This is a genomic window from Parageobacillus sp. VR-IP, from assembly GCF_013357975.1.
GTDB classification, from domain to species: Bacteria; Bacillota; Bacilli; order Bacillales; family Anoxybacillaceae; genus Saccharococcus; species Saccharococcus caldoxylosilyticus.
Genome location: NZ_JABVYQ010000001.1, coordinates 645,318 through 670,515 on the forward strand (window position 1 = coordinate 645,318; position 25,198 = coordinate 670,515).

The window sequence follows — 25,198 nt, forward strand, 5'->3', positions numbered from 1 at the left end:
TCCATGAAGGATGCTTTTTTAGGGGGATCGCTATGAGATACGCACTGATTACCGGGGCAAGCGGCGGAATCGGGACAAGCATCGCCCGCCAGCTCGCTGCTGATGGCTATGGGCTTTTATTGCATTACAATCGTCGCCGGGAGCCAGTCGAAAAGCTGAAAAAGGAGTTGGCAGCCACGCATGTAGTGCCGATTCAGGCCGATCTTGCAGCGGAAGATGGCGTGGATGTGCTTCTTTCGCAAATAAATCGCCCGGTTGATGTCATTGTGTACAACAGTGGAAATAGCTATTACGGCCTTATTACAGATATGAGCGACGAACTGGTACAAAGCATGGTGCAGCTTCATGTGACAAGCCCGATTTTATTAATAAAAAAACTGCTGCCCTCAATGATTGCCAAAAAGCAAGGAAACATCGTCATCGTTTCTTCCATTTGGGGATTAACCGGCGCTGCATGCGAAGTCGTCTATTCGATGGTCAAAGGCGGACAAAATGCGTTTGTGAAGGCACTTGCGAAAGAATTAGCACCAAGCGGCATTCGCGTCAACGCCGTCGCTCCCGGAGCGATTGATACGGATATGTTGCGCATATTTTCGCAAGAGGATTTGCAGGCGATTGCGGACGATATTCCGATCGGGCGTCTCGGCACGGCCGATGAGGTCGCCAAAACAGTGTCCTTTTTGATTTCCGATGCAGCTTCTTACATAACCGGGCAAATTATTTCCGTCAATGGCGGATGGTACTGTTAAGTATATTTTATGAAAAAACAGGCAAACTATCCTTGAAACGAAAAATAAGGAGGTTACACATATGTCTGTATTAGATAACTTTGAACAATGGAAGGACTTCCTCGCAGAGCGTCTTGAACAAGCGCAGCAGCAAGGACTGAGCCAACAAGTGATCTCGGATGTCGCTTATCAAATCGGTGACTACCTAGCAAGACAAGTAGATCCAAAAAACCCGGAAGAGCGGCTGCTTGCTGATCTTTGGAGAGTCGCCGATGAACAAGAGCAGCATGCCATTGCGAACATGATGGTAAAATTAGTACAGCAAGAATCATAACAAAAAATATGTGCAAGAGAGGGTCCACCTCTCTTTTTTTCATTCCTATCCCTTTTCGGTTGCTTTTCCATTCGATATTATAGTAGTATGAACTTATCATAGGTAGTTTGTGCGGGCATTTGCGAATGAGGGAGGAGACGGGATGGGAAAGCAAGAGTGGTATTTGGAGTACGAAATACATATTAACCGTCCGGGGCTGTTAGGAGATGTTGCTTCCTTATTAGGGATGCTGTCGATCAATATCGTGACGATTAACGGCGTGCGCGATTCACGCCGCGGCATGTTGCTGCTTTGCGATAATAATGAACAAATTGAACGTCTCTCTACCATTTTGCAAACGATGGATAATATTACCGTAACGAAGCTGCGCCAGCCGAAACTACTTGACCGCCTTGCCGTCCGCCACGGCCGTTACATTCAGCGGGATGCCGATGATAAAAAAACGTTCCGCTTTGTCCGTGACGAGCTCGGACTGCTTGTCGATTTTATGGCGGAAATTTTTAAAGAGAAAGGTCATAAGCTGATCGGCATCCGCGGCATGCCGCGCGTCGGCAAAACGGAGTCGATCGTCGCGGCTAGCGTTTGTGCCAATAAGCGCTGGCTTTTCGTCTCATCGACCCTCATTAAACAGACGGTGCGCAGCCAGCTGATCAAGGATGAATATAGCGAAGACAATATTTTTATTATTGACGGTATTGTGTCAACTAGGCGGGCGAATGAGCGGCATTGGCAGCTGATTCGCGAACTGATGCGTTTGGAGGCGACGAAAGTAGTGGAGCACCCGGATATTTTTGTCCGCCATACCGAATATACGCTAGATGACTTTGACTACATTATTGAGCTGCGTCATGATCCAAATGAAGAGATTACGTACGATGTCATTGATCAGCCGTCTCTGTTTGGAAACGATGGCTTTTCAGAATTTGATTTTTAATCAAAAAGTGGAAGGTGTTTATCGTTGACAGAATTAGGTAAACGTTTAAAGGAAGCGAGAGAGGCGAAAAACATTAGTTTGGACGAGCTACAAGATATGACAAAAATTCAAAAGCGCTATTTAATCGGCATTGAAGAAGGAAATTACGCCATCATGCCGGGAAATTTCTATGTCCGCGCGTTTATTAGGCAATATGCGGAGGCAGTTGGACTTGACCCAGAACAAATATTTGAAGAGTACAAACAAGACATTCCACAATCTTACCAAGATGAGATTCCTCAACCGCTATCGCGGGTGAAAACGCGGCAGCAGCTCTCGCCGGAAAGCACGAAATGGCTCAATTTGCTTCCGAAGCTGCTTATTGCTGCCGTCGTTGTCGGCATTGCCGTCATCATTTGGCTGCTTCTGCAAAATAATGCCGGAAACAAACCGGAAAGCCAAGTGAAAAAAGAGACGACAACAGAGGTTGAAAGTTCGGAAAACTCGCCGCTTGAGAAAGCGAAAGAAAAAGCGGGAAAACAGGCAAGCCACAACAAACGGGAAAAAGCCAGCCAACAAACAAAAAAAGCGACTGCACCAAAAGCAACGCTTAACGTCGTAGAAACACGCGGCAACTTATCGACGATTGAGCTGACCAATACGGATCAATTTGTTATTGAGTTGACATCGAAAGGCAACTCGTGGGTAGAAGTATACAATACAAAGGGGCATTCTTTCTTTAAAGGTAGTTTAACAAACGGACAAACACAAACATTTGATTTGTCCGCCGAGACGGAAGTATTTGTGAAAATCGGCCGCACGCTTGATGTGGACATGAAAGTAAACGGGAAACCTTTCACCTATCCAATCGATCCAAAAGATGAAGTATTCCAGAAAATGAAATTTATCTTTAAAAAATCATAGCATCATCGATGGATGGTCTTTTCACATGCTGACTAGCGGAGGTATTTGGAGTGAATCTGCCTAATAAAATAACAGTAGCGCGCATTATGCTCATACCGTTATTTTTAATTGTTATGCTTGTTCCGTTTGGGTGGGGCAGCGTGAAAATCGGCGCGGTCACGCTGCCGGTTTCCCATCTGATCGGGGCGTTGATTTTTATTATCGCTTCGACGACGGATTGGATTGACGGCTATTATGCCCGTAAATATCAACTTGTCACCAACTTAGGGAAGTTTTTGGACCCGCTTGCCGATAAATTGCTTGTCTCGGCGGCGCTTATTGTGCTTGTTGATCTTCATTATGCGCCGTCTTGGATGGTGATTGTCATTATTAGCCGCGAGTTTGCCGTGACAGGGCTGCGGCTCGTGCTGGCCGGCGAAGGGGAGGTAATGGCTGCCAATATGCTCGGCAAAATTAAAACGTGGACGCAAATTATAGCGATTTCCGCTCTTCTTTTGCATAACTTTCCGTTTTCGCTTCTATCGTTTCCGTTTGCCGATTTGGCGCTGTGGGTGGCCGTCATTTTTACGATATGGTCCGGCTGGGATTATTTTTCAAAAAATAAACATGCTTTCTTGCATTCCAAATAGAAATATACATGCAGACCAATAAAGGGGGCGCCTTGATTGAACGCAGAGATTATTGCTGTTGGCTCTGAGCTGTTGCTCGGACAAATCGCCAACACCAATGCGCAGTTTTTGTCGCAGCAGCTTGCCGGGCTTGGCATTAACGTTTATTTTCATACCGTTGTCGGTGATAATGCCGCTAGGCTCGAGCAGGCGGTAAAAGTGGCGCGAACAAGGGCCGACCTGATTATTTTTACCGGCGGGCTCGGTCCGACGAAAGACGATTTAACGAAAGAAACGATCGCTCGTCTGCTGCAGCGGAAGCTGGTGACGGATGAGGAAGCGCTGCGTTCCATTGAAGCGTATTTTGCCCGCACAAACCGGATTATGACGGAAAATAATAAAAAGCAGGCATTGGTGTTGCAAGGCTCTGTCATATTAAAAAATGAGCACGGCATGGCGCCGGGGATGGCAATTACAATAGATTCCATTACCTATATGCTCTTGCCCGGACCGCCAAAAGAAATGTAGCCGATGTTTCTAAAATACGGCCGCGCTTTTTTGCTAGAGAAGCTTGGACAGCAGGAACGCATTGAATCGCGCGTATTGCGTTTTTTTGGCATTGGCGAGTCAGAGTTGGAAACAAGAATTCAAGACTTGATTGATCAGCAGTCCAATCCGACGATTGCCCCGCTTGCCGGCGACGGGGAAGTGACGTTGCGTTTGACCGCGAAGCACCGCTCGGAAGCAGAGGCGAAAAAAATGCTTGATGAGACGGAAAAGAAAATTGTTGAACGCGTCGGCGCTTATCTTTATGGCTATAATGAAGAAACATTATTTGAAAAGGCGATTCAGACGCTAAAAGCACAAAAGAAAACAGTGGCAGCGGCTGAAAGCTTAACAGGCGGGCTTTTCCTAGAGCAACTGACAGCTGTTCCTGGTGCTTCCCAAGTGGTTCGCGGCGGCGTCGTCTGCTATACGAATGATGTAAAAGAAAAAGTGCTTGGCGTCCCCCATGCCGTTTTAACAGCCGACGGCGCGGTAAGCGAACGTTGCGCGCGCCTGTTGGCGGAAAACGTCCGCACGCTCTGCCAGGCGGATATTGGCATCAGCTTTACCGGTGTAGCAGGGCCAGCCCCGCTTGAAGGGAAGCCGGTTGGCACCGTATATATCGGCATTTCCACTTCCGATAATAGGACGGATGTTTATCCGCTCACCTTATCCGGCCAGCGCGACGCAATTCGCGTCCGCACCGCAAAGTATGGCTGCTCCTTCCTATTAAAGGCATTGGACGGCTACCGATGAAGCGTAGCCGCCTTTCCCCACGTTATTCCCTGTTTTTCCCCCTTCTGATGGAGATTGTTTCTATTTTCACCACAAGAAAACGAATGAACGTTCGATTTTTTGCTTGGCAACAGACGTAAAAAACGGTATAGTATAAGTAGTTGAGAAAAAGGAGGAGTTTGTTAGTGAATCAAGACCGTCAAGCCGCCTTAGAGCAGGCGTTGAAACAGATTGAAAAGCAGTTTGGCAAAGGCTCGATTATGAGGCTTGGTGAGCAGACAGATCGCAAAATTTCCACTGTCTCCAGTGGATCGCTGGCGCTTGATATCGCTTTAGGAGTGGGCGGCTATCCGCGCGGGCGCATTGTTGAAATATATGGACCTGAATCTTCGGGGAAAACGACCGTTGCCCTTCATGCGATCGCCGAAGTGCAGAAGCAAGGGGGACAAGCGGCATTTATTGACGCAGAGCATGCGCTTGATCCGGTTTATGCGCAAAAATTAGGCGTCAATATCGATGAGTTGCTGCTGTCTCAGCCAGATACGGGCGAGCAGGCGCTCGAAATCGCGGAAGCGTTAGTGAGAAGCGGTGCGGTTGACATTATTGTCATTGACTCCGTTGCGGCGTTGGTGCCAAAAGCAGAAATTGAAGGGGAAATGGGCGACGCCCACGTTGGTTTGCAGGCGCGCTTGATGTCGCAAGCGTTGCGCAAATTATCAGGAGCGATTAATAAATCAAAAGCGATCGCCATTTTCATCAACCAAATTCGCGAAAAAGTCGGAGTCATGTTTGGCAATCCGGAGACAACGCCAGGCGGCCGCGCGTTAAAATTTTATGCTTCCGTCCGCCTAGAAGTGCGCCGTGCTGAGCAAATCAAGCAAGGTAACGATATGGTGGGAAATAAAACGAAAATTAAAGTTGTGAAAAATAAAGTGGCTCCGCCATTTAAAACAGCGGACGTAGATATTATGTACGGAGAAGGCATTTCCCGCGAAGGCGAAATTATCGATATGGCATCGGCACTTGATATCGTGCAAAAAAGCGGTTCGTGGTACTCCTATAAAGACGAGCGCCTTGGCCAAGGGCGGGAAAATGCGAAACAGTTTTTAAAAGAAAATCCGCATATTGCCGAAGAAATTGCCCAAGAAATCCGCAAACATTACGGCATTGAATCTTCTAGTGCTAACAGTGTCGGCGAATTGCAGCAAGACGAGTTTGGGCTTTTGGAAGACTAAACGAGGGAGGAAAGCGATTCCTCTCTTTTTTTATTTTCCATTTATTGCAGGGGTGCACTTCCTATATCTTGACAATCATTTTTGCCGCCTTTAAAATTAACATGTATATTTTTCAAAAAAAATAAACGATAGAAGCCCGTGACTCCGGCTGATGGAGGCGGTCCGTGCAAAGATTGGTGAAGGAATCGTTTTGCACTGGACCAACTCTCTGAAATGATGGACGATCATGCAAGGGAGTGCGGTAAGCATTTGTGGAAAGCTAGACTGCGTTCGCGTAAATCCACAGCTCCCATCCATTGAACCGTTCGATCTATGTACGCTTCATGAATCAACGGGTTGCCGGTGCTTGAAAACTCGGATGTTTGCAAAAATTGTGCTGTATGTTGAAACGTTGATAACAATGTACATGCCAACAGTTACATCAAACGCATCTGAATGATAGCAAGAGGAGGTGAAACCATGGGTTCAATCATCATCTCCGCTTTGCTTGCCTTAGTTGTCGGTGCCGTTGTTGGCTTTTTTGTTCGCAAATCGATCGCAGAGGCGAAAATTGGCGGTGCACAAGCAGCCGCAGAGCAAATTGTGGAAGAAGCAAAACGGGAAGCGGATGCGTTGAAAAAAGAAGCGCTTCTTGAAGCAAAAGATGAAATCCACAAGCTTCGCACCGAAGTGGAACGTGAAATTCGCGACCGCAGAAGTGAGCTGCAAAAACAAGAAAACCGATTGCTGCAAAAAGAAGAAAATCTCGATCGCAAAGATGAAGCCCTCAATAAACGCGAAGCGCTTTTAGAGGCGAAAGACGAAGCACTGAATGAAAGACAACAGCATATTGAACAGATGGAAAGCAAAGTGGAAGAACTCGTGCAGCAGCAACAAACGGAATTAGAACGAATTTCCGGCTTGACCCGCGAAGAAGCGCGGCAAATTATTTTAGAACGCGTTGAAAAAGAATTATCCCATGAAATTGCCGTGATGGTGAAAGAGGCTGAAACGCGTGCGAAAGAAGAGGCGGATAAGAAGGCAAAAGCGATTTTATCTCTCGCTATTCAGCGTTGCGCTGCGGACCATGTCGCGGAAACAACCGTATCCGTCGTTAATTTGCCAAACGATGAAATGAAAGGGCGGATCATCGGACGCGAAGGGCGCAATATTCGCACGCTCGAAACGCTCACCGGCATAGATTTAATTATTGATGACACGCCGGAAGCTGTTATTTTATCAGGGTTTGACCCGATCCGCCGCGAAACGGCGCGCATCGCTTTGGACAAACTCGTTCAAGATGGACGGATCCATCCGGCGCGAATTGAAGAAATGGTAGAAAAAGCGAGACGGGAAGTCGACGAACACATTCGCGAGGTCGGTGAACAAACGACATTCGAAGTTGGTGTTCATGGCTTGCATCCGGATCTAATCAAAATTTTAGGACGGTTGAAGTTCCGGACAAGCTACGGGCAAAACGTATTGAAGCATTCGATCGAAGTGGCGTTCTTAGCGGGACTGATGGCGGCGGAGCTCGGCGAAGATGAAATGCTGGCAAGACGTGCCGGTCTTCTACACGATATTGGTAAAGCGATTGACCATGAAGTGGAAGGAAGCCATGTCGAAATTGGCGTCGAACTGGCGACGAAATATAGAGAACATCCAGTCGTCATTAACAGCATTGCTTCCCACCATGGCGATACCGAACCAACTTCTGTCATCGCCGTGCTTGTTGCCGCAGCAGACGCGTTGTCTGCGGCAAGACCGGGAGCGCGCAGCGAAACGCTTGAAAACTACATTCGCCGCCTCGAAAAATTAGAAGAAATTGCGGAATCGTATGAAGGAGTAGAAAAATCATACGCCATCCAGGCGGGACGCGAAGTGCGCATTATGGTGAAGCCAGATGTGATCGATGATTTAGAAGCGCATCGGTTAGCGCGGGAAATCCGCAAGCGGATTGAAGAAGAGCTTGATTATCCAGGACATATTAAAGTTACTGTGATTCGCGAAACAAGGGCGGTAGAGTATGCAAAATAAAGTGGCGAAATATTGCCACTTTATTTTTTTTATATTTTGTGCCACACTTGAACTAGTTACACTTTAGCTTAGAAAGGGATATATAAATGAGGTTATTATTTATCGGCGATGTGGTCGGTTCGCCAGGACGAAAAATGGTAGAGCAATATTTGCCAAAGCTAAAGGAGAAGCATAGACCGAACATCATTATTATCAATGGGGAAAATGCCGCGGGCGGAAAAGGAATTACGGAAAAAATATACCGCTCTTTTCTTGAGCAAGGAGCCCATGTCGTCACGCTTGGCAACCACGCATGGGACCAGCGCGATATATTTGAATTTATTGATGATGCCAATGCATTAGTGCGGCCGGCAAATTTTCCAGAAGGTGTTCCGGGCAAGGGGATTGTCTATATACAAATCGAGCATATGGAAGTGGCGGTCATTAATCTGCAAGGAAGAATATTTTTGCCGGCCATCGATTGTCCGTTCAAAAAAGCCGACGAACTGATCGCTGAGGCGGCGCAGCGCACGCCGATTATTTTCGTTGATTTTCACGCGGAAGCAACGAGCGAAAAGCAGGCGATGGGCTGGTATTTGGATGGACGGGTTTCTGCCGTTGTCGGCACCCATACGCATGTGCAAACGGCTGATGCTCGTATTTTACCAAAAGGAACTGCCTATATTACCGACGTTGGAATGACCGGTCCATATGACGGGATTTTAGGTGTAGATCGCGAAGTAGTACTGAGAAAGTTTTTGACATCATTACCTGTCCGTTTCCAAATAAAAGAGGGAAGAAGCCAGCTGAACGCCGTGCTCATCGATGTGGACATAAAAACAGGGCGGGCGAATAAGATTGAGCGAATCATCATTAATGATGACCACCCTTATTTTGAATAATAGACTTTTTAGAAATTTTTTAAAATTTTTTTCGTCTAGGCAGGAATACTTGTCAAAACAGTGAATATAAGTAACAATGAAATCATTTTTCTCGATAAATTTTAGAAGGAAACGAGGGAGGAGCTAGAAATGGAGATATTAAAAGTTTCAGCAAAGTCGAATCCTAACTCTGTAGCTGGTGCACTTGCCGGGGTATTGCGTGAGCGCGGAGCGGCGGAAATCCAGGCGATCGGTGCAGGTGCATTAAACCAAGCCGTTAAGGCAGTAGCTATTGCACGAGGATTCGTGGCACCAAGCGGCATGGATCTCATCTGTATTCCTGCGTTTACCGATATCATTATTGACGGAGAAGAGCGCACGGCGATTAAATTAATTGTAGAACCTCGTTAATAGTGCAGAGCTTTGATGATAGAAACATAACCTGTTGGTGCCTTCGTTTTCGAGGGCAGGCAGGTTATTTTTACTTTATAAAGGAGGATATATATGATTTTCGATGCTCATTGCGATGCGCTAATGAAATTGTGGATGGATCGCTCGTTATCGTTCCAAGACGGAAAATCGCTTCACGTCACCTTACCGGCGCTGAAAGAGGCCAAGGTCAAGGTGCAGTGTTTTGCCATTTACATACCGGAAACGGTTTCGGAAGAAGCGAGGTTTACCGTTGCGCTGGAAATGATCGATATTTTTTTTGAACAAGTTATCGGTCGGTTTCCAGCGATGAAATTTGTCCGTTCGAAACGCGACATTGACGCGTTGGAAGAAAATGAAATCGGGGCGATGCTAACGCTTGAAGGATGCGACGCAATTGGGACAAGCCTTGTTAAATTAAAAACATTGCTGCGCCTCGGTGTTTCATCCGTCGGACTGACGTGGAACTGGTCTAATGCTGTAGCGGACGGGGCCTGGGAACGACGTGGCGCAGGGCTTACCAAATTCGGGAAACAGGTCGTTGAGCAGCTGAATGACGCAAAACGCTGGGTAGATGTGTCCCATTTATCGGAAAAAGCATTTTGGGATGTGCTGGAAATCGCACAGTTTCCGATTGCCTCACATTCGAATACATATCGCTTTTGCCCGCATCCGCGCAACTTGCGTGATGAACAAATTAAAGCGCTTATTGCAAAAGATGGCATGATCGGTCTTAACTTTGTGCCGTATTTTTTAACAAAAGAAAAAGCCTCGATCACCGATGTGCTTCGCCATTTAGAACATGTGTGTTCGCTCGGCGGGGCAAGAAACGTTGGATTTGGCTCGGATTTTGACGGAATCGAGGAGACGGTCAGCGGGCTCGACACGGTGCGCGATTACGCGAATCTGGTCAATGAGTTGCAGAAACATTATTCCGAAGAGGAAGTAGAACGGTTTTTATTCCGCAATTTTTATGACCATTTGCCGCAGTAATCGATTGCGGCGCAAATGGCTGAAACATGGAACGCATGGATAAGTCTAATTTTTTATAAGTTTAGTTTCCGTTTTTTTTCTATAATTCTAGAATTAATTAACGATATTACATATTCGTAAAAAATATTCCTTAAAATGAAAAACATTTATCTGAAAAGTCTAGTGATTTTGCCGGAGAAGTGCTAAACTTATAATTGTAATTTTTTGACCGAATTTAAAGGGGTGTAAGAAATGATTCATCAGCTTTCATGGAAAGTTGGAGGACAACAGGGTGAAGGGATTGAAAGCACTGGGGAAATCTTCTCCATTGCGCTAAACCGTCTTGGTTATTATTTATATGGATATCGTCATTTTTCTTCACGAATTAAAGGGGGGCATACGAACAACAAGATTCGTGTCAGTACGACACCAGTTCGCTCGATTGCCGATGATCTTGATATATTAGTAGCGTTTGATCAGGAATCGATTGACTTTAACTTTCATGAGCTCCGCGACGGTGGAATTGTCATCGCTGATGCGAAGTTTAACCCGACGATTCCGGAACGCGAAGGTATCACGCTGTATGCCGTCCCGTTTACTGATATTGCGACGAATTTAGGAACATCGCTGATGAAAAACATGGTCGCTGTCGGCGCTTCCAGCGCAGTGCTCGGCATTGATATTGACGTGTATGGAGAAGTGGTTCAAGAAATTTTTGGAAGAAAAGGTCAGCAAGTCGTAGAAAAGAACATGGAAGCGATCCGCGCCGGGGCCCAATATATGAAAGAGCAGCTTGGTGATCGCATGCAAACAATGAAACTAGCAGAGGCAGATGGCAAAAAGCGGATGTTTATGATCGGCAATGATGCGATTGCCTTAGGAGCTATCGCGGGCGGTGCGCGGTTTATGGCGGCTTATCCGATTACGCCGGCATCGGAAATTATGGAATATTTAATTAAAAAACTTCCGGATTTAGGCGGGGCGGTCATTCAAACGGAAGATGAAATCGCCGCATGTACGATGGCGATTGGGGCAAACTATGCCGGCGCGCGGGCGTTTACAGCATCCGCAGGCCCTGGTCTTTCCTTGATGATGGAGTCGATCGGGCTGGCCGGAATGACCGAAACGCCGCTTGTCATCGTTGATACGCAGCGCGGCGGCCCAAGCACAGGATTGCCGACAAAGCAGGAGCAATCGGACTTATTGGCGATGATTTATGGCACACACGGTGAAATTCCAAAAATCGTCATGGCGCCAAGCACGGTCGAGGAAGCGTTTTATGATATGATCGAAGCGTTCAACCTTGCCGAAGAATACCAATGCCCAGTCATCTTCTTGTCGGATTTGCAGCTGTCGCTTGGCAAACAGACAGTTGAGCCTTTAGAATATGATAAAATTGAAATCCGCCGCGGTAAACTCGTTACCGGTGAACTGCCGCCGTTAGAGAAAAAAGATGATTTTAAACGATATGAAATCACCGAAGATGGCATTTCGCCGCGCGTGCTTCCGGGAGTGCCAAACGGCATCCACCATGTCACCGGCGTCGAGCACGCGGAATCAGGAAGACCGTCCGAGGTAGCAGGAAACCGCAAGGCACAGATGGAGAAACGTTTACGTAAACTGCAACATATCCGGTTCAAAACGCCGGTGCATAAAAACGTCAAACACGATGAAGCCGATTTATTAATCGTCGGTTTTATCTCAACGCGCGGTGCGATCGAGGAAGCAATCGAGCGTCTTGAACAGGACGGCGTGAAAGTCAATCACGCGCATATTCGCTTGTTGCATCCGTTCCCGACAGAGGAAGTGCTGCCGCTTGTCGAAGCAGCGAAAAAAGTCGTTGTCGTCGAGCAAAATGCAACAGGCCAGCTTGCCAACATTCTCAAAATGAACGTCGGACAAGCGGAGAAAATTGTGAGCGTCTTGAAATATGACGGAAATCCGTTTTTGCCGAATGAAGTTTATACAAAATGCAAGGAGTTGTTATAAACATGGCGACGTTTAAAGATTTTCGTAACGATGTCAAACCAAACTGGTGTCCAGGCTGTGGCGATTTTTCCGTACAAGCCGCCATTCAGCGCGCCGCGGCAAACATTGGGCTTGAGCCGCACCAGCTCGCCGTTATTTCCGGAATCGGCTGCTCGGGACGCATTTCCGGATACATTCATTCGTACGGCTTTCACGGTACCCACGGCCGTGCGTTGCCGCTTGCCCAAGGAGTGAAAATGGCCAACCGCGATTTAACAGTCATTGCCGCCGGCGGTGACGGCGACGGATTTGCGATTGGCATGGGACATACGATTCATGCGATCCGCCGCAATATCGACATCACCTACATTATCATGGACAACCAAATTTACGGCTTAACGAAAGGGCAAACATCGCCGCGTAGCGATGTCGGCTTTAAAACGAAAAGCACTCCGCAAGGTTCGGTCGAACCAGCCCTTTCGATTATGGAAATCGCATTAAGCGCCGGCGCAACCTTTGTAGCGCAAAGTTTCTCTAGCGATTTAAAAGAACTGACAAGCTTAATTGAAGAAGGAATCAAGCATAAAGGATTCTCGCTTATTAATGTATTCAGTCCGTGTGTAACGTATAACAAGGTAAACACATACGACTGGTTTAAAGAAAATCTGGTGAAAGTAAGCGACATCGAAGGATATGATCCATCTGACCGCACCATGGCGATGCAAACGGTGATGAAATATAAAGGACTAGTAACGGGGCTTATTTACCAAAACAAAGAGCAAAAATCTTATCAAGAACTGCTTCACGGCTACAGCGAAACGCCACTGGCTGAGGCAGACTTAAAACTAAGCAAAGAAAAATTCGATGAATTAGTTTCTGAATTTATGTAACTTGGAAATCATTCACTCCCAATTAGGTATTGCCTAGTTGGGAGTCATTTTGTTATGATAGCATGTTCCGTATAAAACGGAACAAGAAAAGTATTGTTTAAATTTGTTCGCAATTATATACTATGATAATGTGTATGATGTGGGGAAAAACATCTTTTTTTGCAGTTCTTAATAGAAAGGAGATCATTATGAACGAAAAACAGCGTTTAGAACAAACAGGACAAATTCAAACAGCTGATCATCCAACGGACAAAAAATCCGCATTGGATGCGTTAAAGAAGAAAACGAGTAAGGATTATGAAAAATATTTTACGAGCGTATTTATTCCGCCAAATCTAAAAGAAGCAAAAAAACGTGGAAAAGAAGAAGTAAAATATGTTAAAGACTTCACCATACCGGAACAATTCCGCGGCATGGGCAACGGCCGCAAGTTTTATATTCGCACGTACGGCTGCCAAATGAATGAACATGATACCGAAGTCATGGCAGGCATTTTTATGGCGCTCGGATATGAGCCGACCGACCGTCCAGAAGATGCAAATGTCATTTTATTGAATACGTGCGCGATTCGCGAAAACGCGGAAAACAAAGTGTTTGGCGAGATCGGCCACTTAAAGCCGCTCAAGCAAAACAATCCGGATTTGCTTCTTGGCGTATGCGGCTGCATGTCGCAAGAAGAATCGGTCGTCAATAAAATTTTAAAACAATATCAATATGTTGATATGATTTTCGGTACGCATAACATTCACCGCCTGCCATATATTTTGCATGAAGCCTACATGTCGAAAGAAATGGTTGTCGAAGTATGGTCGAAAGAAGGCGATGTCATCGAAAATCTTCCGAAAGCGCGCAAAGGCAACATTAAAGCATGGGTGAACATTATGTACGGCTGTGATAAGTTCTGCACGTACTGCATTGTTCCATATACGCGCGGAAAAGAACGAAGCCGCCGTCCGGAAGATATCATTCAAGAAGTGCGCCATCTTGCCGCCCAAGGCTATAAGGAAATCACCCTTCTCGGCCAAAACGTCAACGCTTACGGCAAAGATTTCACCGATATGAAATACGGCCTTGGCGATTTAATGGATGAGCTTCGCAAAATCGATATTGCGCGCATTCGCTTTACTACAAGCCATCCGCGCGATTTTGACGACCGTTTGATCGAAGTGCTCGCCAAACGCGGCAATTTAGTCGAACATATTCATTTGCCGGTGCAATCAGGAAGCACGGAAATATTGAAATTAATGGGCCGGAAATATACGCGCGAAGAATATTTAGAGCTTGTTCGCAAAATTAAAGCAGCGATTCCAGATGTGGCGTTAACAACCGATATTATCGTCGGTTTCCCGAACGAGACGGAAGAACAGTTTGAAGAAACGCTGTCGCTCTACCGTGAAGTCGAATTTGATTCTGCCTACACATTTATTTATTCGCCGCGCGAAGGCACACCGGCAGCGAAAATGGTTGACAACGTGCCGATGGAAGTGAAAAAAGAGCGGCTGCAACGGCTAAACGCGCTGGTCAATGAAATTTCGGCGCGGAAAATGAAAGAGTATGAAGGAAAAATTGTTGAAGTATTAGTTGAAGGCGAAAGCAAAAACAACCCGAATGTCCTCGCCGGATATACGAGGAAAAACAAGCTTGTCAACTTCATCGGCCCGAAATCGGCGATTGGCAAACTTGTTCAAGTGCGGATTACCGAAGCGAAAACATGGACATTAAACGGGGAAATGGTAGAAGAAGCGATCGAGGTGAAATAAGATGGCAAAATATACACGGGATGAGATTTTAGCGCAGGCGAAGCAATTGGCGAAAATGATTGCTGAAACCGAAGAAGTCGACTTTTTCAAGCGCGCCGAGGAAAAAATCCATCAAAATGAAAAAGTGCGTGCGATGATCGAGCAAATTAAATCACTGCAAAAACAGGCTGTCAATTTAAAACACTATGGAAAATACGAAGCACTGAAAAAAGTGGAAGCACAAATCGATGCGATTTACGAAGAGCTTTCACAAATTCCGATTGTTAGCGAATTTCAACAGTCGCAAACGGAAGTGAACGACTTGCTGCAACTCGTCGCTTCTACCATCTCCAATACGGTGACCGATGAGATTATCGCTTCAACGGGCGGCGACGTATTGCGCGGCGAGACAGGTGCACAAATGCGCTATAGCGGAAACGGCGGCTGCGGCTGCCATTAAAGACGAGACGTCCTTCATAAGGAAGGGCGTCTTTTTTATAGCCCAAAAAGTAGTCACATCCGGCAGAAACCACGCATACAATGAACTATACGTAATGGTTGATAAACTTATGTTCACATTAGGCGAAATCATGCATAGGATGAAATGAAGATTCATTTGAGGAGGGTTTCTTATATGTCTGAATACAAATACAGAGAAATTATTACAAAAGCGGTCGTCGGGAAAGGTCGCAGATTTACGCAATCCACGCATACAATTACGGCGCCAAACCGTCCATCAAGCATTTTAGGCTGCTGGATTATTAACCATCGCTACGATGCGAAAAAATGTGATAAGACCGTAGAAATCCATGGGCACTATGATGTTAACGTTTGGTATTCGTACAACAACAATACAAAAACAGAAGTTGTCACAGAAACAGTATCCTATACGGATGTAGTGAAATTAAGATACCGCGACGATGATGATATTATTAGCGATGATACAGACATTATCGTTCGTGTCATTCAGCAGCCAAACTGCTTAGAATGCACCATTTCGCCAAATGGAAATAAAATTGTCGTTGATGTAGAGCGGGAGTTTGTCGCCGAAGTCATTGGAGAAACGAAAGTATGCGTGGTGATCAACCCAGAAGGCCACAGCGACGACGATGATTTTGAATATGACAACCTTGATGAAGAATTAGAAGATTTAAGCCCAGATTTATTGCTTGGCGATGAAGAGTAAAACTAGGAAGAAGATCTTCCTAGTTTTTTTTTAGGTTGAAAAGGGATATAACTTATCATTGTTCAGCATGCCTTGAGGAGAAATTTTTTCATTTCAGTGTCGTATCAAAATTTGCATCATGCTTAGTTCTATTATACAGATAATACTAAAAAATAAAAAATTATAAAAAATAAAAATTTTTATAGACAAATACGTTTGTTTATGTTATCCTGTTTAATAACAGGAACATATTAGTTATTCTGTTTAACAACAGAACTATACTAATTGTGAATTAATAGCATAAAAACACATACAAATAAAATATTAGAGATTTTTGAAGTATGTTAAATTTATCCTCTGTTTTCTAGCAAAAGCTAGAAATTGGAAAGGCAAAAAGCGCTTTTAATGAAGCATGCGCTGATGTACTTCAGTTGTCTTAGCCATGGAAGCAACGTTTCCACTCATTGAACTGCCACAATCACCCCTTCATCATTTAACGCCAAACAAATAATTATTCTCCTGTTGTTCCACTTAACGAAGCAAAAGCTCTGCACATTGAAATCTCTTTTATGTTCCAATGTTATCTTGCAACGATTTTCGGTTATTTCGCTCACTAAAGCAATGTTTTTACATAATTTCACTTTTTAACTATTCGTTTCTTTCGAAAAGCGCATAGTCTTTTCCTTGATGTTTTTTTGGTTATTAAACCATTTATTTACATTAATGTATTTAAATTTATTTAAAGTAATATTTTTGATTTATTGTTAAATACATATTACCCGCCACGTTTTGGAATCACTATCTCTATTTTCCGTCTGCAAGCATAGTAGCAATAAATGCATTGCTTTTATTATGTTTTAATGCTGTGGCTTACGGTCATCCCTTTTTCTATCCATTGAAGGAGGTGATGCTGTTTAGTTATAGGATAAGATCACTTGCGAATGACCTTTTCTAGATTGCTCTGTGACAACGGAAGATGTGGGGGGCACGAAAAGGCCTTGCACGCAAAATGTTCTACTCCTATGCTTCCTAGTTTGGGTTGAATGATATTCTAGTATACTTTTAGACCCATCGTTTACAACCACTCTTATAAAATATCACGATACTATCAAAGTAACATGTAGGAAGGGGATGAAAAAATGAAAACAGCGGTAAAAAGAAAGGCGCAAATTCTTGCCATTGATGCCGGGGGGACGATGACAGACACGTTTATCATCGATGAAAACGGAGAGTTTGTCGTCGGGAAGGCGCAATCCACACCGGAAGACGAATCGGTAGGCCTCTTAAATTCCGCGAAGGATGCGCTTGCTTACTGGGAAACCACCGTTGAAGAGCAATTTCCGCAACTGCTTGCCGGAGTCTATTCGGGAACAGCGATGCTGAACCGGCTTGTTTCAAGAAAGGGACGCCGAGTCGGGCTGATCGTCAACAAGGGTATGGAAGATTTCCATCGAATGGGCCGGGCGATCCAATCATACCTTGGTTATTCTTATTCTGATCGTTTGCACTTAAACACTCACCGTTATGATCCTCCACTTGTACCGAGGGAGTTGACAAGAGGTGTAACCGAAAGGGTTGACTTATTTGGAAACGTTGTCATTCCGCTTTACGAACATGAAGTGGAACCAGCTGTAAGGGAACTTCTGGAATTAGATGTGGAAGCAATTGTCATCAGCTTGTTTCATTCCTACAAGTATCCACATCATGAGCGAAGAGTGAGAGATATAGCCAAAGAAGTCATGAAGAAAGTCGGCAAAGAAGTTCCTGTATTTGCGTCGGTCGATTATTATCCAGTCAGAAAAGAATCGCACCGCACCAATACGACGATTATTGAAGCGTATGCGGCCGATCCTTCGCGCGAAACGTTGACGAAAATTAACAACATGCTAAAAGCGCATGGAGCTAATTTTGATTTGCGTGTAATGGCAAGCCATGGAGGAACGATCAGCACACGGGCAAACGAATTGGCAAGAACGCTTGTCTCTGGTCCGATCGGCGGCGTCATTGGCGCGAAATACCTTGGAGAGAAGCTTGGCATTCGTAATATTGCCTGCTCGGATATTGGAGGAACGAGCTTTGATATAGCGCTCATCACCCAAGGAGATTTGAGCATCAACACAAGTCCGGATATGGCTCGCCTTGTCCTTTCACTGCCGCTTGTTGCTATGGATACCGTCGGTGCGGGAGCTGGAAGCTATGTCCGAATCGATCCAAACTATAAAACATTGACACTTGGCCCGGACAGTGCCGGATCGAGAGTCGGTGTGTGCTATCCGGAAGGCGGCGTGGACACGGTAACGGTAACGGACTGCCACGTTGTTCTCGGACTGATCAACCCGGATAACTTCCTTGGTGGGGAAGTTAAGCTCTATCCAGAGCGGGCATACGAAGCGATTAAGAAGCAGATCGCTGATCCGCTTGGATTATCCGTCGAAGACGCGGCGTACGGAGTGATTGACCTGCTTGAATCACAGCTTCGCAACTACCTTGAATCGATGATTTTAGGAAAAGGGTATTCACCGTCCCAGTATGTATGTTTCTCATACGGAGGAGGCGGACCGTTACATACCGCCGGTTATACGAAAGGACTTGGTTTTGAAGATGTGCTCGTACCGGCGTGGGCGGCAGGATTTTCCGCGTTCGGCTGTGGTGCTGCGGATTTCGAATACCGTTATGATAAGACGCTCGATATTAACGTCAATGACGGTGCCAGTGACGATGAAAAACTGAAAGCAGGAAAAGAACTGCAGGATGCGTGGGATGAACTGAAGGAGAAAGTGGCAGCCGAATTTGAGAAGAGCAAGTTTAGCAAAGAAGACGTTGAGTTCCGTCTCTATTTCCGCATGCAGTACCAAGGACAATTAAACGACTTGGAAATTGAAGCGCCGATCGAAGCTTTCGAGAACGTGGATCACTGGGATGTGCTTGTGAACGCGTTCGAAGACACGTACACGAGAGTTTACGCCAAAGCGGCGAAATCGCCGGAGCTCGGCTACAGCATCACAGGCGCCATTGTTCGGGGAATCGTTGAAGTGCCGAAACCGAAAATCCCTATGGAACCGTTTACGGGTGAAGCGCCACCGAAAGAAGCGTTTCTTGGCAAGCGCAGAGTGTATTGGAAAGGCAAATGGGTCGAAGCGGATATTTGGGAAATGGAAAAACTGAAGCCGGGCAACAAAATTAAAGCGTTTTCCATCATTGAGTCTCCGGCTACGACATTTGTCATTCCGCCGGGATTTGAAACATATCTTGACCAACACCGCATCTTCCATTTGAGAGAAATTTAAAAGGAGGTTGATCGATCATGGCGATGAACGTAAAAGAGGTGAAAAAGCGCAAAACGATCGGATGGGATGGAAAAACACTTAAAGAAATGCGGGAGGAAATCGATCGGCTTAGCCAGCTGACTGGACATTACGCAGGATTGAAAGAACTTCCGCTGAAAGAAAGCGATCCGATCCGTTATGAAAAGATCTTTTCCAAACTGCGCGGCGGTGTGGTGCACGCGCGGGAAACAGCGAAAAGAGTTGCCGCATCGCCGATTGTCGAGCAGGAAGGCGAACTATGTTTCACACTTTACACTCCTGAAGGCGATTCTATCGTTACTTCCACCGGCATCATCATTCACGTTGGCACGATGGGGGCCGCCATCAAATTTATGATTAAAAATGATTATGAAGAGAACCCAGGCATCGAAGATGGCGATATTTTCTGCAACAATGACTGCCAGATCGGAAACGTCCATCCGTGTGACGTTCATACGATCGTGCCAATTTTCTACGAAGGAGAACTCATCGGCTGGGTTGGCGGAGTTACTCACGTTATCGATGTTGGCGCAACAGCTCCTGGAAGCATGACTGTTGGTCCGGTCACCCGTTACGATGACGGTTATCAAGTGGCCTGCCGCAAAATCGGGAAAAACGATACGCTTCTAAAAGACTGGTTAATTGAAAGCCAGCGTTCGGTCCGCACTACAAAGTACTGGCTGCTTGATGAACGGACGCGCATAGCCGGATGCCACATGATTCGCGATCTTGTTCTTGATATTGTAAAAGAAGAAGGAATTGATACGTACAAACAATTTATCCGCGAAGTGATCGAAGAAGGGCGCCGCGGCTTTATCAATCAAGTAAAAACGCTGCTTATTCCAGGCAGATACCGTCAAGTTTCCTTTGTAGACGTACCGTACAAAAATCTTGATGTACCTCCTTATGCCCGTGTGAACACGATCATGCACGCGCCGACGGAGATCATCGTTCATAAGGACGGCAAGTTTGAAATCGATTTTGAAGGGGTTAATCGATGGGGCTGGCATAGTTACAACGCGACGCCGGTTTCCATTACGAGCGGAATCTGGGTTATGATGTCGCAAACGCTTATCCCGAACGACCGGGTCAACGATGGAGCATATTATGCGAGCAAGTTTGATCTGCCATACGGTTCATGGCTAAACCCAGACGATATTCGCACCGCGCACAGCTATGCATGGCATTTCCTTGTATCTGCGTGGAGCCCGTTATGGCGTGGGCTTAGCCGCAACTATTTCGCCCGCGGCTACCTTGAAGAAGTCAACGCAGGAAACGCCAATACATCCAACTGGCTGCAGGGCGGAGGATACAACCAGTTCAATGAAAACCATGCCGTCAACAGCTTCGAGTCAGCCGCTGAAGGTGTTGGCGCAAGCGCGGTAAGAGACGGGATCAGCCACGCCGCGGCGATTTGGAATCCGGAAGGCGATATGGGCGACATGGAAATCTGGGAGCTGGCAGAACCGCTCATTTATCTTGGAAGAAGCATTAAACCGAATACAGGCGGCCACGGGAAATACCGAGGTGGAAACGGCTATGAATCGTTGAGAATGGTGTATGGGGCAAAAGACTGGACGATGTTCTTCATGGGCAACGGTTACATTTCGAGTGATTGCGGATTGATGGGCGGTTATCCGGCTGCAGCGGGATACCGTTTTGAGGCTCATGGCACGAACTTAAAAGAACGGATCGAAAAGAGACTGCCGATTCCGACTGGCGGTGATCCTGATCCGGATAACCCGCAATATGAAAAACTGATGGAAGCAAAAGAAATTATCCGTGATAAGCAGGCAATTACGACGGAAACGATTTTTGAAAACTATGATCTATATTTGAACTATTTGCGTGGGGGTCCAGGATTTGGCGATCCACTAGAGCGGAAACCGAAAATGATCGAAGATGATTTGAACGAAGGCCATATTCTTCCTCGTTTTGCTGAAAGTGTTTATGGAGCAGTCTTCACTCAAGATGAAAAAGGGCGATATATCGTTGATGAAGAAGCAACGATGAAACGCCGTGAGGAAATGAGAAAAGAGCGGCTGAAGCGAGGGGTGCCGACAAAACAATGGATGCAAAAGGAAAGAAAGAAAATTATCAACAAAGAAGCAGCGATACAAGTACGTCATATGTATGCGAGCTCTTTCGCGTTAAGTGAAAAGTTTTATAATGAGTTTAAGTCGTTCTGGAACTTGCCGGAAGATTGGAAATTGACAGAAGAGGAATTGGAAATCCCGGTATTTGGTACAAAAATCAATAAGTTGAAATGAGGTGAAAACATGGAAAAGTACGATAAATACGATCGCAAGACGATAGAGGAATTAATCGACGGCACGATAGATTTTTTCAAGTTAAAAGAAATGCTCTCCAATTATAAAGACGTTGACCGATTTGACAAATATATTAGCATCCTTCAAGAAAGAGTGCCGTGGGATGATCCGATTTTGCTTCCGGCCGGGCTTCATCTTTATATTGTGCAAAAGCCGGATGGCCGACGCATCGTAAAGTGCGATTGCGGATATGAATTTTGCGAGGCAAGCGACAACTGGAAGCTTCATGCGCTCATCTATGTTCGTGACACAGTGGAAAAAATGGCGGAACTGTATCCGAAATTGATGGCGCCAGATCCGGAATGGCAGGTGCTTCGCGAGTATTACTGTCCTAGCTGTGCAACCCAGCTTGAGGTAGAAGCGGTGACGCCTTGGTATCCGGTCATCAAAGATTTCGAGCCTGATATTGACACGTTTTATAAAGAATGGCTAAAGCGCCCGCTTCCGCAGGTGAAATAAAAAAACAAAGACGGTGGTTTTTGACCGCCGTCTTTGTTTTTATGCATCGCATTTTAACATGAATCTTCCATCTCCAAGGAATGTAAGAGGGAGAGGCTCATTATAAGGCGAATTATAGGAACCACCAAACTGCTTACCGCTTTAGGCGATGTCAGAATCTGAACTTTCTTTTTTCTTCTTTCTTTATTAAATATGTTATAATGAAACGTGTTGAAACGAATCATCGATGCATAAATGTACTTCAAAAATGTCGATATTGGTTCGAAACTAGATACCATAGATGAAAACAAGATTTCACGGATACAACGAATCGCGAAGATATTTTTTAGCGGCTTTATTTTTATGGCGATATACGGATGAAACGCCATAAATGACAAGGTGGCCGCTAATTTCATTGATAAAGAACTTTTTATTGGGAAAAAAGAAACGTAAATTTGCAAGGTTGGAGGAAAACAATGGCTAAATATACGCCAATGATTCAGCAATATCTAGACATCAAGTCGCAATACCAAGATGCCTTTTTATTTTTCCGTCTTGGCGATTTTTACGAAATGTTTTTTGACGATGCGATCAAAGCGTCCCAGGAACTGGAAATTACTCTGACAAGCCGTGATGGCGGCGGCGAGGAACGGGTGCCGATGTGCGGCGTTCCGTACCACTCGGCGCAAGGATATATCGAGCAGTTGATCTCCAAAGGGTATAAAGTCGCAATTTGCGAACAAGTTGAAGACCCGAAAACAGCCAAAGGCGTCGTCCGCCGCGAAGTCGTCCAGCTCATCACTCCCGGCACGGTGATGGAAGGAAAAGGGCTTTTAGAGAAAGAAAACAACTACTTGGCGACGGTGACGCTGTTTGCCGACGATACATACGGCTTTGCCTATACAGATTTATCGACAGGGGAAAATCGCATCACGCTCCTTGCTTCTTTTGAAGACGTGATGAACGAATTGTATGCGATCGGAACGAAAGAAATTGTTCTTGCCAGTGATTTCCCGAGCCATGAGCAGCAGCTGTTGAAAGAACGATATGGAGTGACGATCTCGTACGAAGACGAGACGGAGATGCCAGAAGGGTTTGGGGCGATCGCCAGCGGACTTGCGCAGGACAAGCTGCGAACCACGTTTGCCCGTCTTCTTCATTACATTATCCGTACGCAAAAGCGCCGTCTTGATCATATGCAGGCCGTTCAAGTATACCAAGTTGATCAGTACATGAAAATCGATTTGTACTCGAAGCGGAATCTGGAATTGACGGAAACGATCCGCGCCAAAGGCCGGAAAGGTTCGCTGCTGTGGCTGCTTGATGAGACGGTGACGGCGATGGGCGGAAGATTGCTGAAACAATGGCTCGACCGCCCGCTTTTAGACCGCCGGCAAATCGAACGGCGCTTACATATGGTAGAAACGCTTATCCATCACTATTTTGAGCGCCAGGAGCTGCGCGAGCGCCTTCGCGAAGTATATGACATCGAGCGCCTCGCCGGCCGCGTCGCCTATGGAAATGTTAATGCCCGCGATTTAATCCAGCTGAAAAAATCGCTCCAACAAATTCCCGAGCTAAAAAATATCGTCGCTAACCTTTCCGATGATCAGACACAACAGCTGGCCGACAAGCTGGATCCATGCGCGGAGCTTGTCGAGCTGTTAGAGCGGTCGATTCAGGACAATCCGCCGCTATCGGTGAAAGAAGGGAACATCATTAAAGACGGGTACAATGAAACTCTTGACCGCTACCGCGACGCGAGCCGCAACGGTAAATCATGGATTGCCCAGCTTGAGAGCAAAGAGCGGGAGCGGACGGGAATCAAATCGTTAAAAGTCGGCTATAACCGCGTATTTGGCTATTATATTGAAGTAACAAAGCCGAACCTTCATCTGCTGCCAAAAGGGCGTTATGAGCGAAAACAGACGCTTGCCAACGCCGAGCGCTTTATTACCCAGGAATTGAAAGAAAAAGAAGCACTTATTTTAGAGGCGGAAGAAAAAAGCATGGAACTCGAATACGAACTGTTTGTCGATATCCGTGAACGCGTCAAACAATATATTCCCCGTTTGCAATCGCTGGCGAAAGCGGTGAGCGAGCTCGATGTCCTGCAGTCGTTAGCCACCGTCAGCGAAGAGCGGCGCTATGTAAGACCGCAATTTTCCGATGACCGCGTCCTCTATATTCAAGGAGGACGCCACCCTGTCGTCGAAAAAGTGCTCGGAGCGCAAACATACGTACCGAACGATTGCTATATGAACAAAGAGCGGGAATTATTGCTTATTACCGGGCCGAATATGTCCGGAAAAAGCACGTACATGCGGCAAATCGCGCTGACGGCGATTATGGCGCAAATCGGCTGTTTTGTCCCTGCGGAAAAAGCAGTGCTTCCGATTTTTGACCAAGTGTTTACAAGGATCGGGGCGGCAGATGATTTAGTGTCCGGACAAAGCACGTTTATGGTCGAAATGCTCGAAGCGCGCAACGCGATCGTGCACGCGACGCAAAACAGCCTCATTTTGTTTGATGAAATTGGGCGCGGCACATCGACGTATGATGGGATGGCGCTGGCCCAGGCGATCATCGAGTACATTCACGATCATATTGGCGCCAAAACGTTGTTCAGCACGCATTATCACGAATTAACCGATTTAGAGCAGTCGCTTCCAAAATTGAAAAACGTTCATGTCAGCGCCGTCGAGGAAAACGGAAAAGTCGTCTTTCTTCATAAAATCGAAGAAGGTCCGGCCGACCAAAGCTATGGTATTCATGTCGCCGAGCTTGCCGAGCTTCCAGCTTCCCTCATTCAGCGCGCCAAAGAAATTTTGACGGAGCTTGAGCAGCAAGAACAGCGGAAAGAACAGCCAAACGGCAAGAACGAAGCGGTGTTCGAACAGCTCAGCATGTTCGCTGAAGAGCTGCCGGCGAAAGAAGAAACGCGCCTTTCCAAAAAAGAAAAAAAGGCACTTGAGGCGTTAAAGTCGGTCAACTTATTGGAAACAACGCCGCTTGAAGCGTTAAACAAATTATATGAAATTCAAAAACTATTAAAGTAAAGGA

General features: G+C 46.0%; 19 protein-coding genes and 1 pseudogene. All 20 read left to right on the top strand.

Annotated elements, in window-relative coordinates; genetic code table 11:
- Positions 1–32: 32 nt before the first annotated feature.
- A complete protein-coding gene (ymfI, locus tag HT574_RS03415) occupies positions 33–749 on the top strand; it encodes an elongation factor P 5-aminopentanone reductase (RefSeq protein WP_175243462.1) in 717 nt (238 codons plus the stop codon).
- Positions 750–810: 61 nt separating this feature from the next.
- Positions 811–1,062 carry a DUF3243 domain-containing protein gene (locus HT574_RS03420; RefSeq protein ID WP_017437018.1) on the top strand — a complete coding sequence of 84 codons (252 nt, stop codon included), beginning with the start codon at positions 811–813 and terminating at the stop codon, positions 1,060–1,062.
- A gap of 142 nt (positions 1,063–1,204) precedes the next feature.
- Positions 1,205–1,996: a DUF3388 domain-containing protein gene (locus tag HT574_RS03425; RefSeq protein ID WP_175243463.1), complete on the top strand. Its 792-nt coding sequence runs from the start codon at positions 1,205–1,207 to the stop codon at positions 1,994–1,996.
- 24 nt (positions 1,997–2,020) lie between these two features.
- The gene (locus tag HT574_RS03430; protein WP_175243464.1) at positions 2,021–2,899 is read left to right on the top strand and encodes a RodZ domain-containing protein; all 879 of its coding nucleotides are present in this window, start codon (positions 2,021–2,023) and stop codon (positions 2,897–2,899) included.
- Between the two features lie 50 nt (positions 2,900–2,949).
- Positions 2,950–3,528: a CDP-diacylglycerol--glycerol-3-phosphate 3-phosphatidyltransferase gene (gene pgsA, locus HT574_RS03435; RefSeq protein WP_017437015.1), complete on the top strand. Its 579-nt coding sequence runs from the start codon at positions 2,950–2,952 to the stop codon at positions 3,526–3,528.
- A 36-nt stretch (positions 3,529–3,564) separates the two neighbouring features.
- Positions 3,565–4,809: pseudogene (locus tag HT574_RS03440) on the top strand (competence/damage-inducible protein A).
- Between the two features lie 164 nt (positions 4,810–4,973).
- Positions 4,974–6,023, top strand: a complete 1,050-nt coding sequence (gene recA / locus HT574_RS03445; protein ID WP_175243465.1) for a recombinase RecA — start codon at positions 4,974–4,976, stop codon at positions 6,021–6,023.
- A 459-nt stretch (positions 6,024–6,482) separates the two neighbouring features.
- Positions 6,483–8,039, top strand: a complete 1,557-nt coding sequence (rny, locus tag HT574_RS03450; protein ID WP_175243466.1) for a ribonuclease Y — start codon at positions 6,483–6,485, stop codon at positions 8,037–8,039.
- A gap of 86 nt (positions 8,040–8,125) precedes the next feature.
- Positions 8,126–8,920 carry a TIGR00282 family metallophosphoesterase gene (locus tag HT574_RS03455; RefSeq protein WP_175243467.1) on the top strand — a complete coding sequence of 265 codons (795 nt, stop codon included), beginning with the start codon at positions 8,126–8,128 and terminating at the stop codon, positions 8,918–8,920.
- 129 nt (positions 8,921–9,049) lie between these two features.
- A complete protein-coding gene (spoVS, locus tag HT574_RS03460; RefSeq protein WP_003251598.1) occupies positions 9,050–9,310 on the top strand; it encodes a stage V sporulation protein SpoVS in 261 nt (86 codons plus the stop codon).
- 93 nt (positions 9,311–9,403) lie between these two features.
- A complete protein-coding gene (locus HT574_RS03465; RefSeq protein ID WP_042411968.1) occupies positions 9,404–10,321 on the top strand; it encodes a dipeptidase in 918 nt (305 codons plus the stop codon).
- Between the two features lie 231 nt (positions 10,322–10,552).
- Positions 10,553–12,289 (top strand): 2-oxoacid:acceptor oxidoreductase subunit alpha, encoded by a 1,737-nt coding sequence (locus HT574_RS03470; RefSeq protein WP_175243468.1) that lies wholly within the window; start codon positions 10,553–10,555, stop codon positions 12,287–12,289.
- Positions 12,290–12,291: 2 nt separating this feature from the next.
- On the top strand, positions 12,292–13,158 hold the full coding sequence (locus HT574_RS03475) for a 2-oxoacid:ferredoxin oxidoreductase subunit beta (RefSeq protein ID WP_175243469.1): 867 nt from the start codon (positions 12,292–12,294) through the stop codon (positions 13,156–13,158).
- 188 nt (positions 13,159–13,346) lie between these two features.
- Positions 13,347–14,918 carry a tRNA (N6-isopentenyl adenosine(37)-C2)-methylthiotransferase MiaB gene (gene miaB, locus HT574_RS03480; protein ID WP_017437007.1) on the top strand — a complete coding sequence of 524 codons (1,572 nt, stop codon included), beginning with the start codon at positions 13,347–13,349 and terminating at the stop codon, positions 14,916–14,918.
- A gap of 1 nt (position 14,919) precedes the next feature.
- The gene (locus HT574_RS03485) at positions 14,920–15,357 is read left to right on the top strand and encodes a YlbF/YmcA family competence regulator (protein ID WP_017437006.1); all 438 of its coding nucleotides are present in this window, start codon (positions 14,920–14,922) and stop codon (positions 15,355–15,357) included.
- Between the two features lie 174 nt (positions 15,358–15,531).
- Positions 15,532–16,083 carry an outer spore coat protein CotE gene (locus tag HT574_RS03490; protein ID WP_017437005.1) on the top strand — a complete coding sequence of 184 codons (552 nt, stop codon included), beginning with the start codon at positions 15,532–15,534 and terminating at the stop codon, positions 16,081–16,083.
- Positions 16,084–17,201: 1,118 nt separating this feature from the next.
- On the top strand, positions 17,202–19,349 hold the full coding sequence (locus HT574_RS03495) for a hydantoinase/oxoprolinase family protein (protein ID WP_175243470.1): 2,148 nt from the start codon (positions 17,202–17,204) through the stop codon (positions 19,347–19,349).
- Positions 19,350–19,366: 17 nt separating this feature from the next.
- A complete protein-coding gene (locus HT574_RS03500) occupies positions 19,367–21,637 on the top strand; it encodes a hydantoinase B/oxoprolinase family protein (protein WP_175243471.1) in 2,271 nt (756 codons plus the stop codon).
- Between the two features lie 9 nt (positions 21,638–21,646).
- Positions 21,647–22,156, top strand: a complete 510-nt coding sequence (locus HT574_RS03505) for an acetone carboxylase subunit gamma (RefSeq protein WP_175243472.1) — start codon at positions 21,647–21,649, stop codon at positions 22,154–22,156.
- Between the two features lie 455 nt (positions 22,157–22,611).
- Positions 22,612–25,194, top strand: coding sequence for a DNA mismatch repair protein MutS (mutS, locus tag HT574_RS03510; RefSeq protein WP_175243473.1), 2,583 nt, complete (start codon positions 22,612–22,614; stop codon positions 25,192–25,194).
- Positions 25,195–25,198 lie beyond the last annotated feature (4 nt).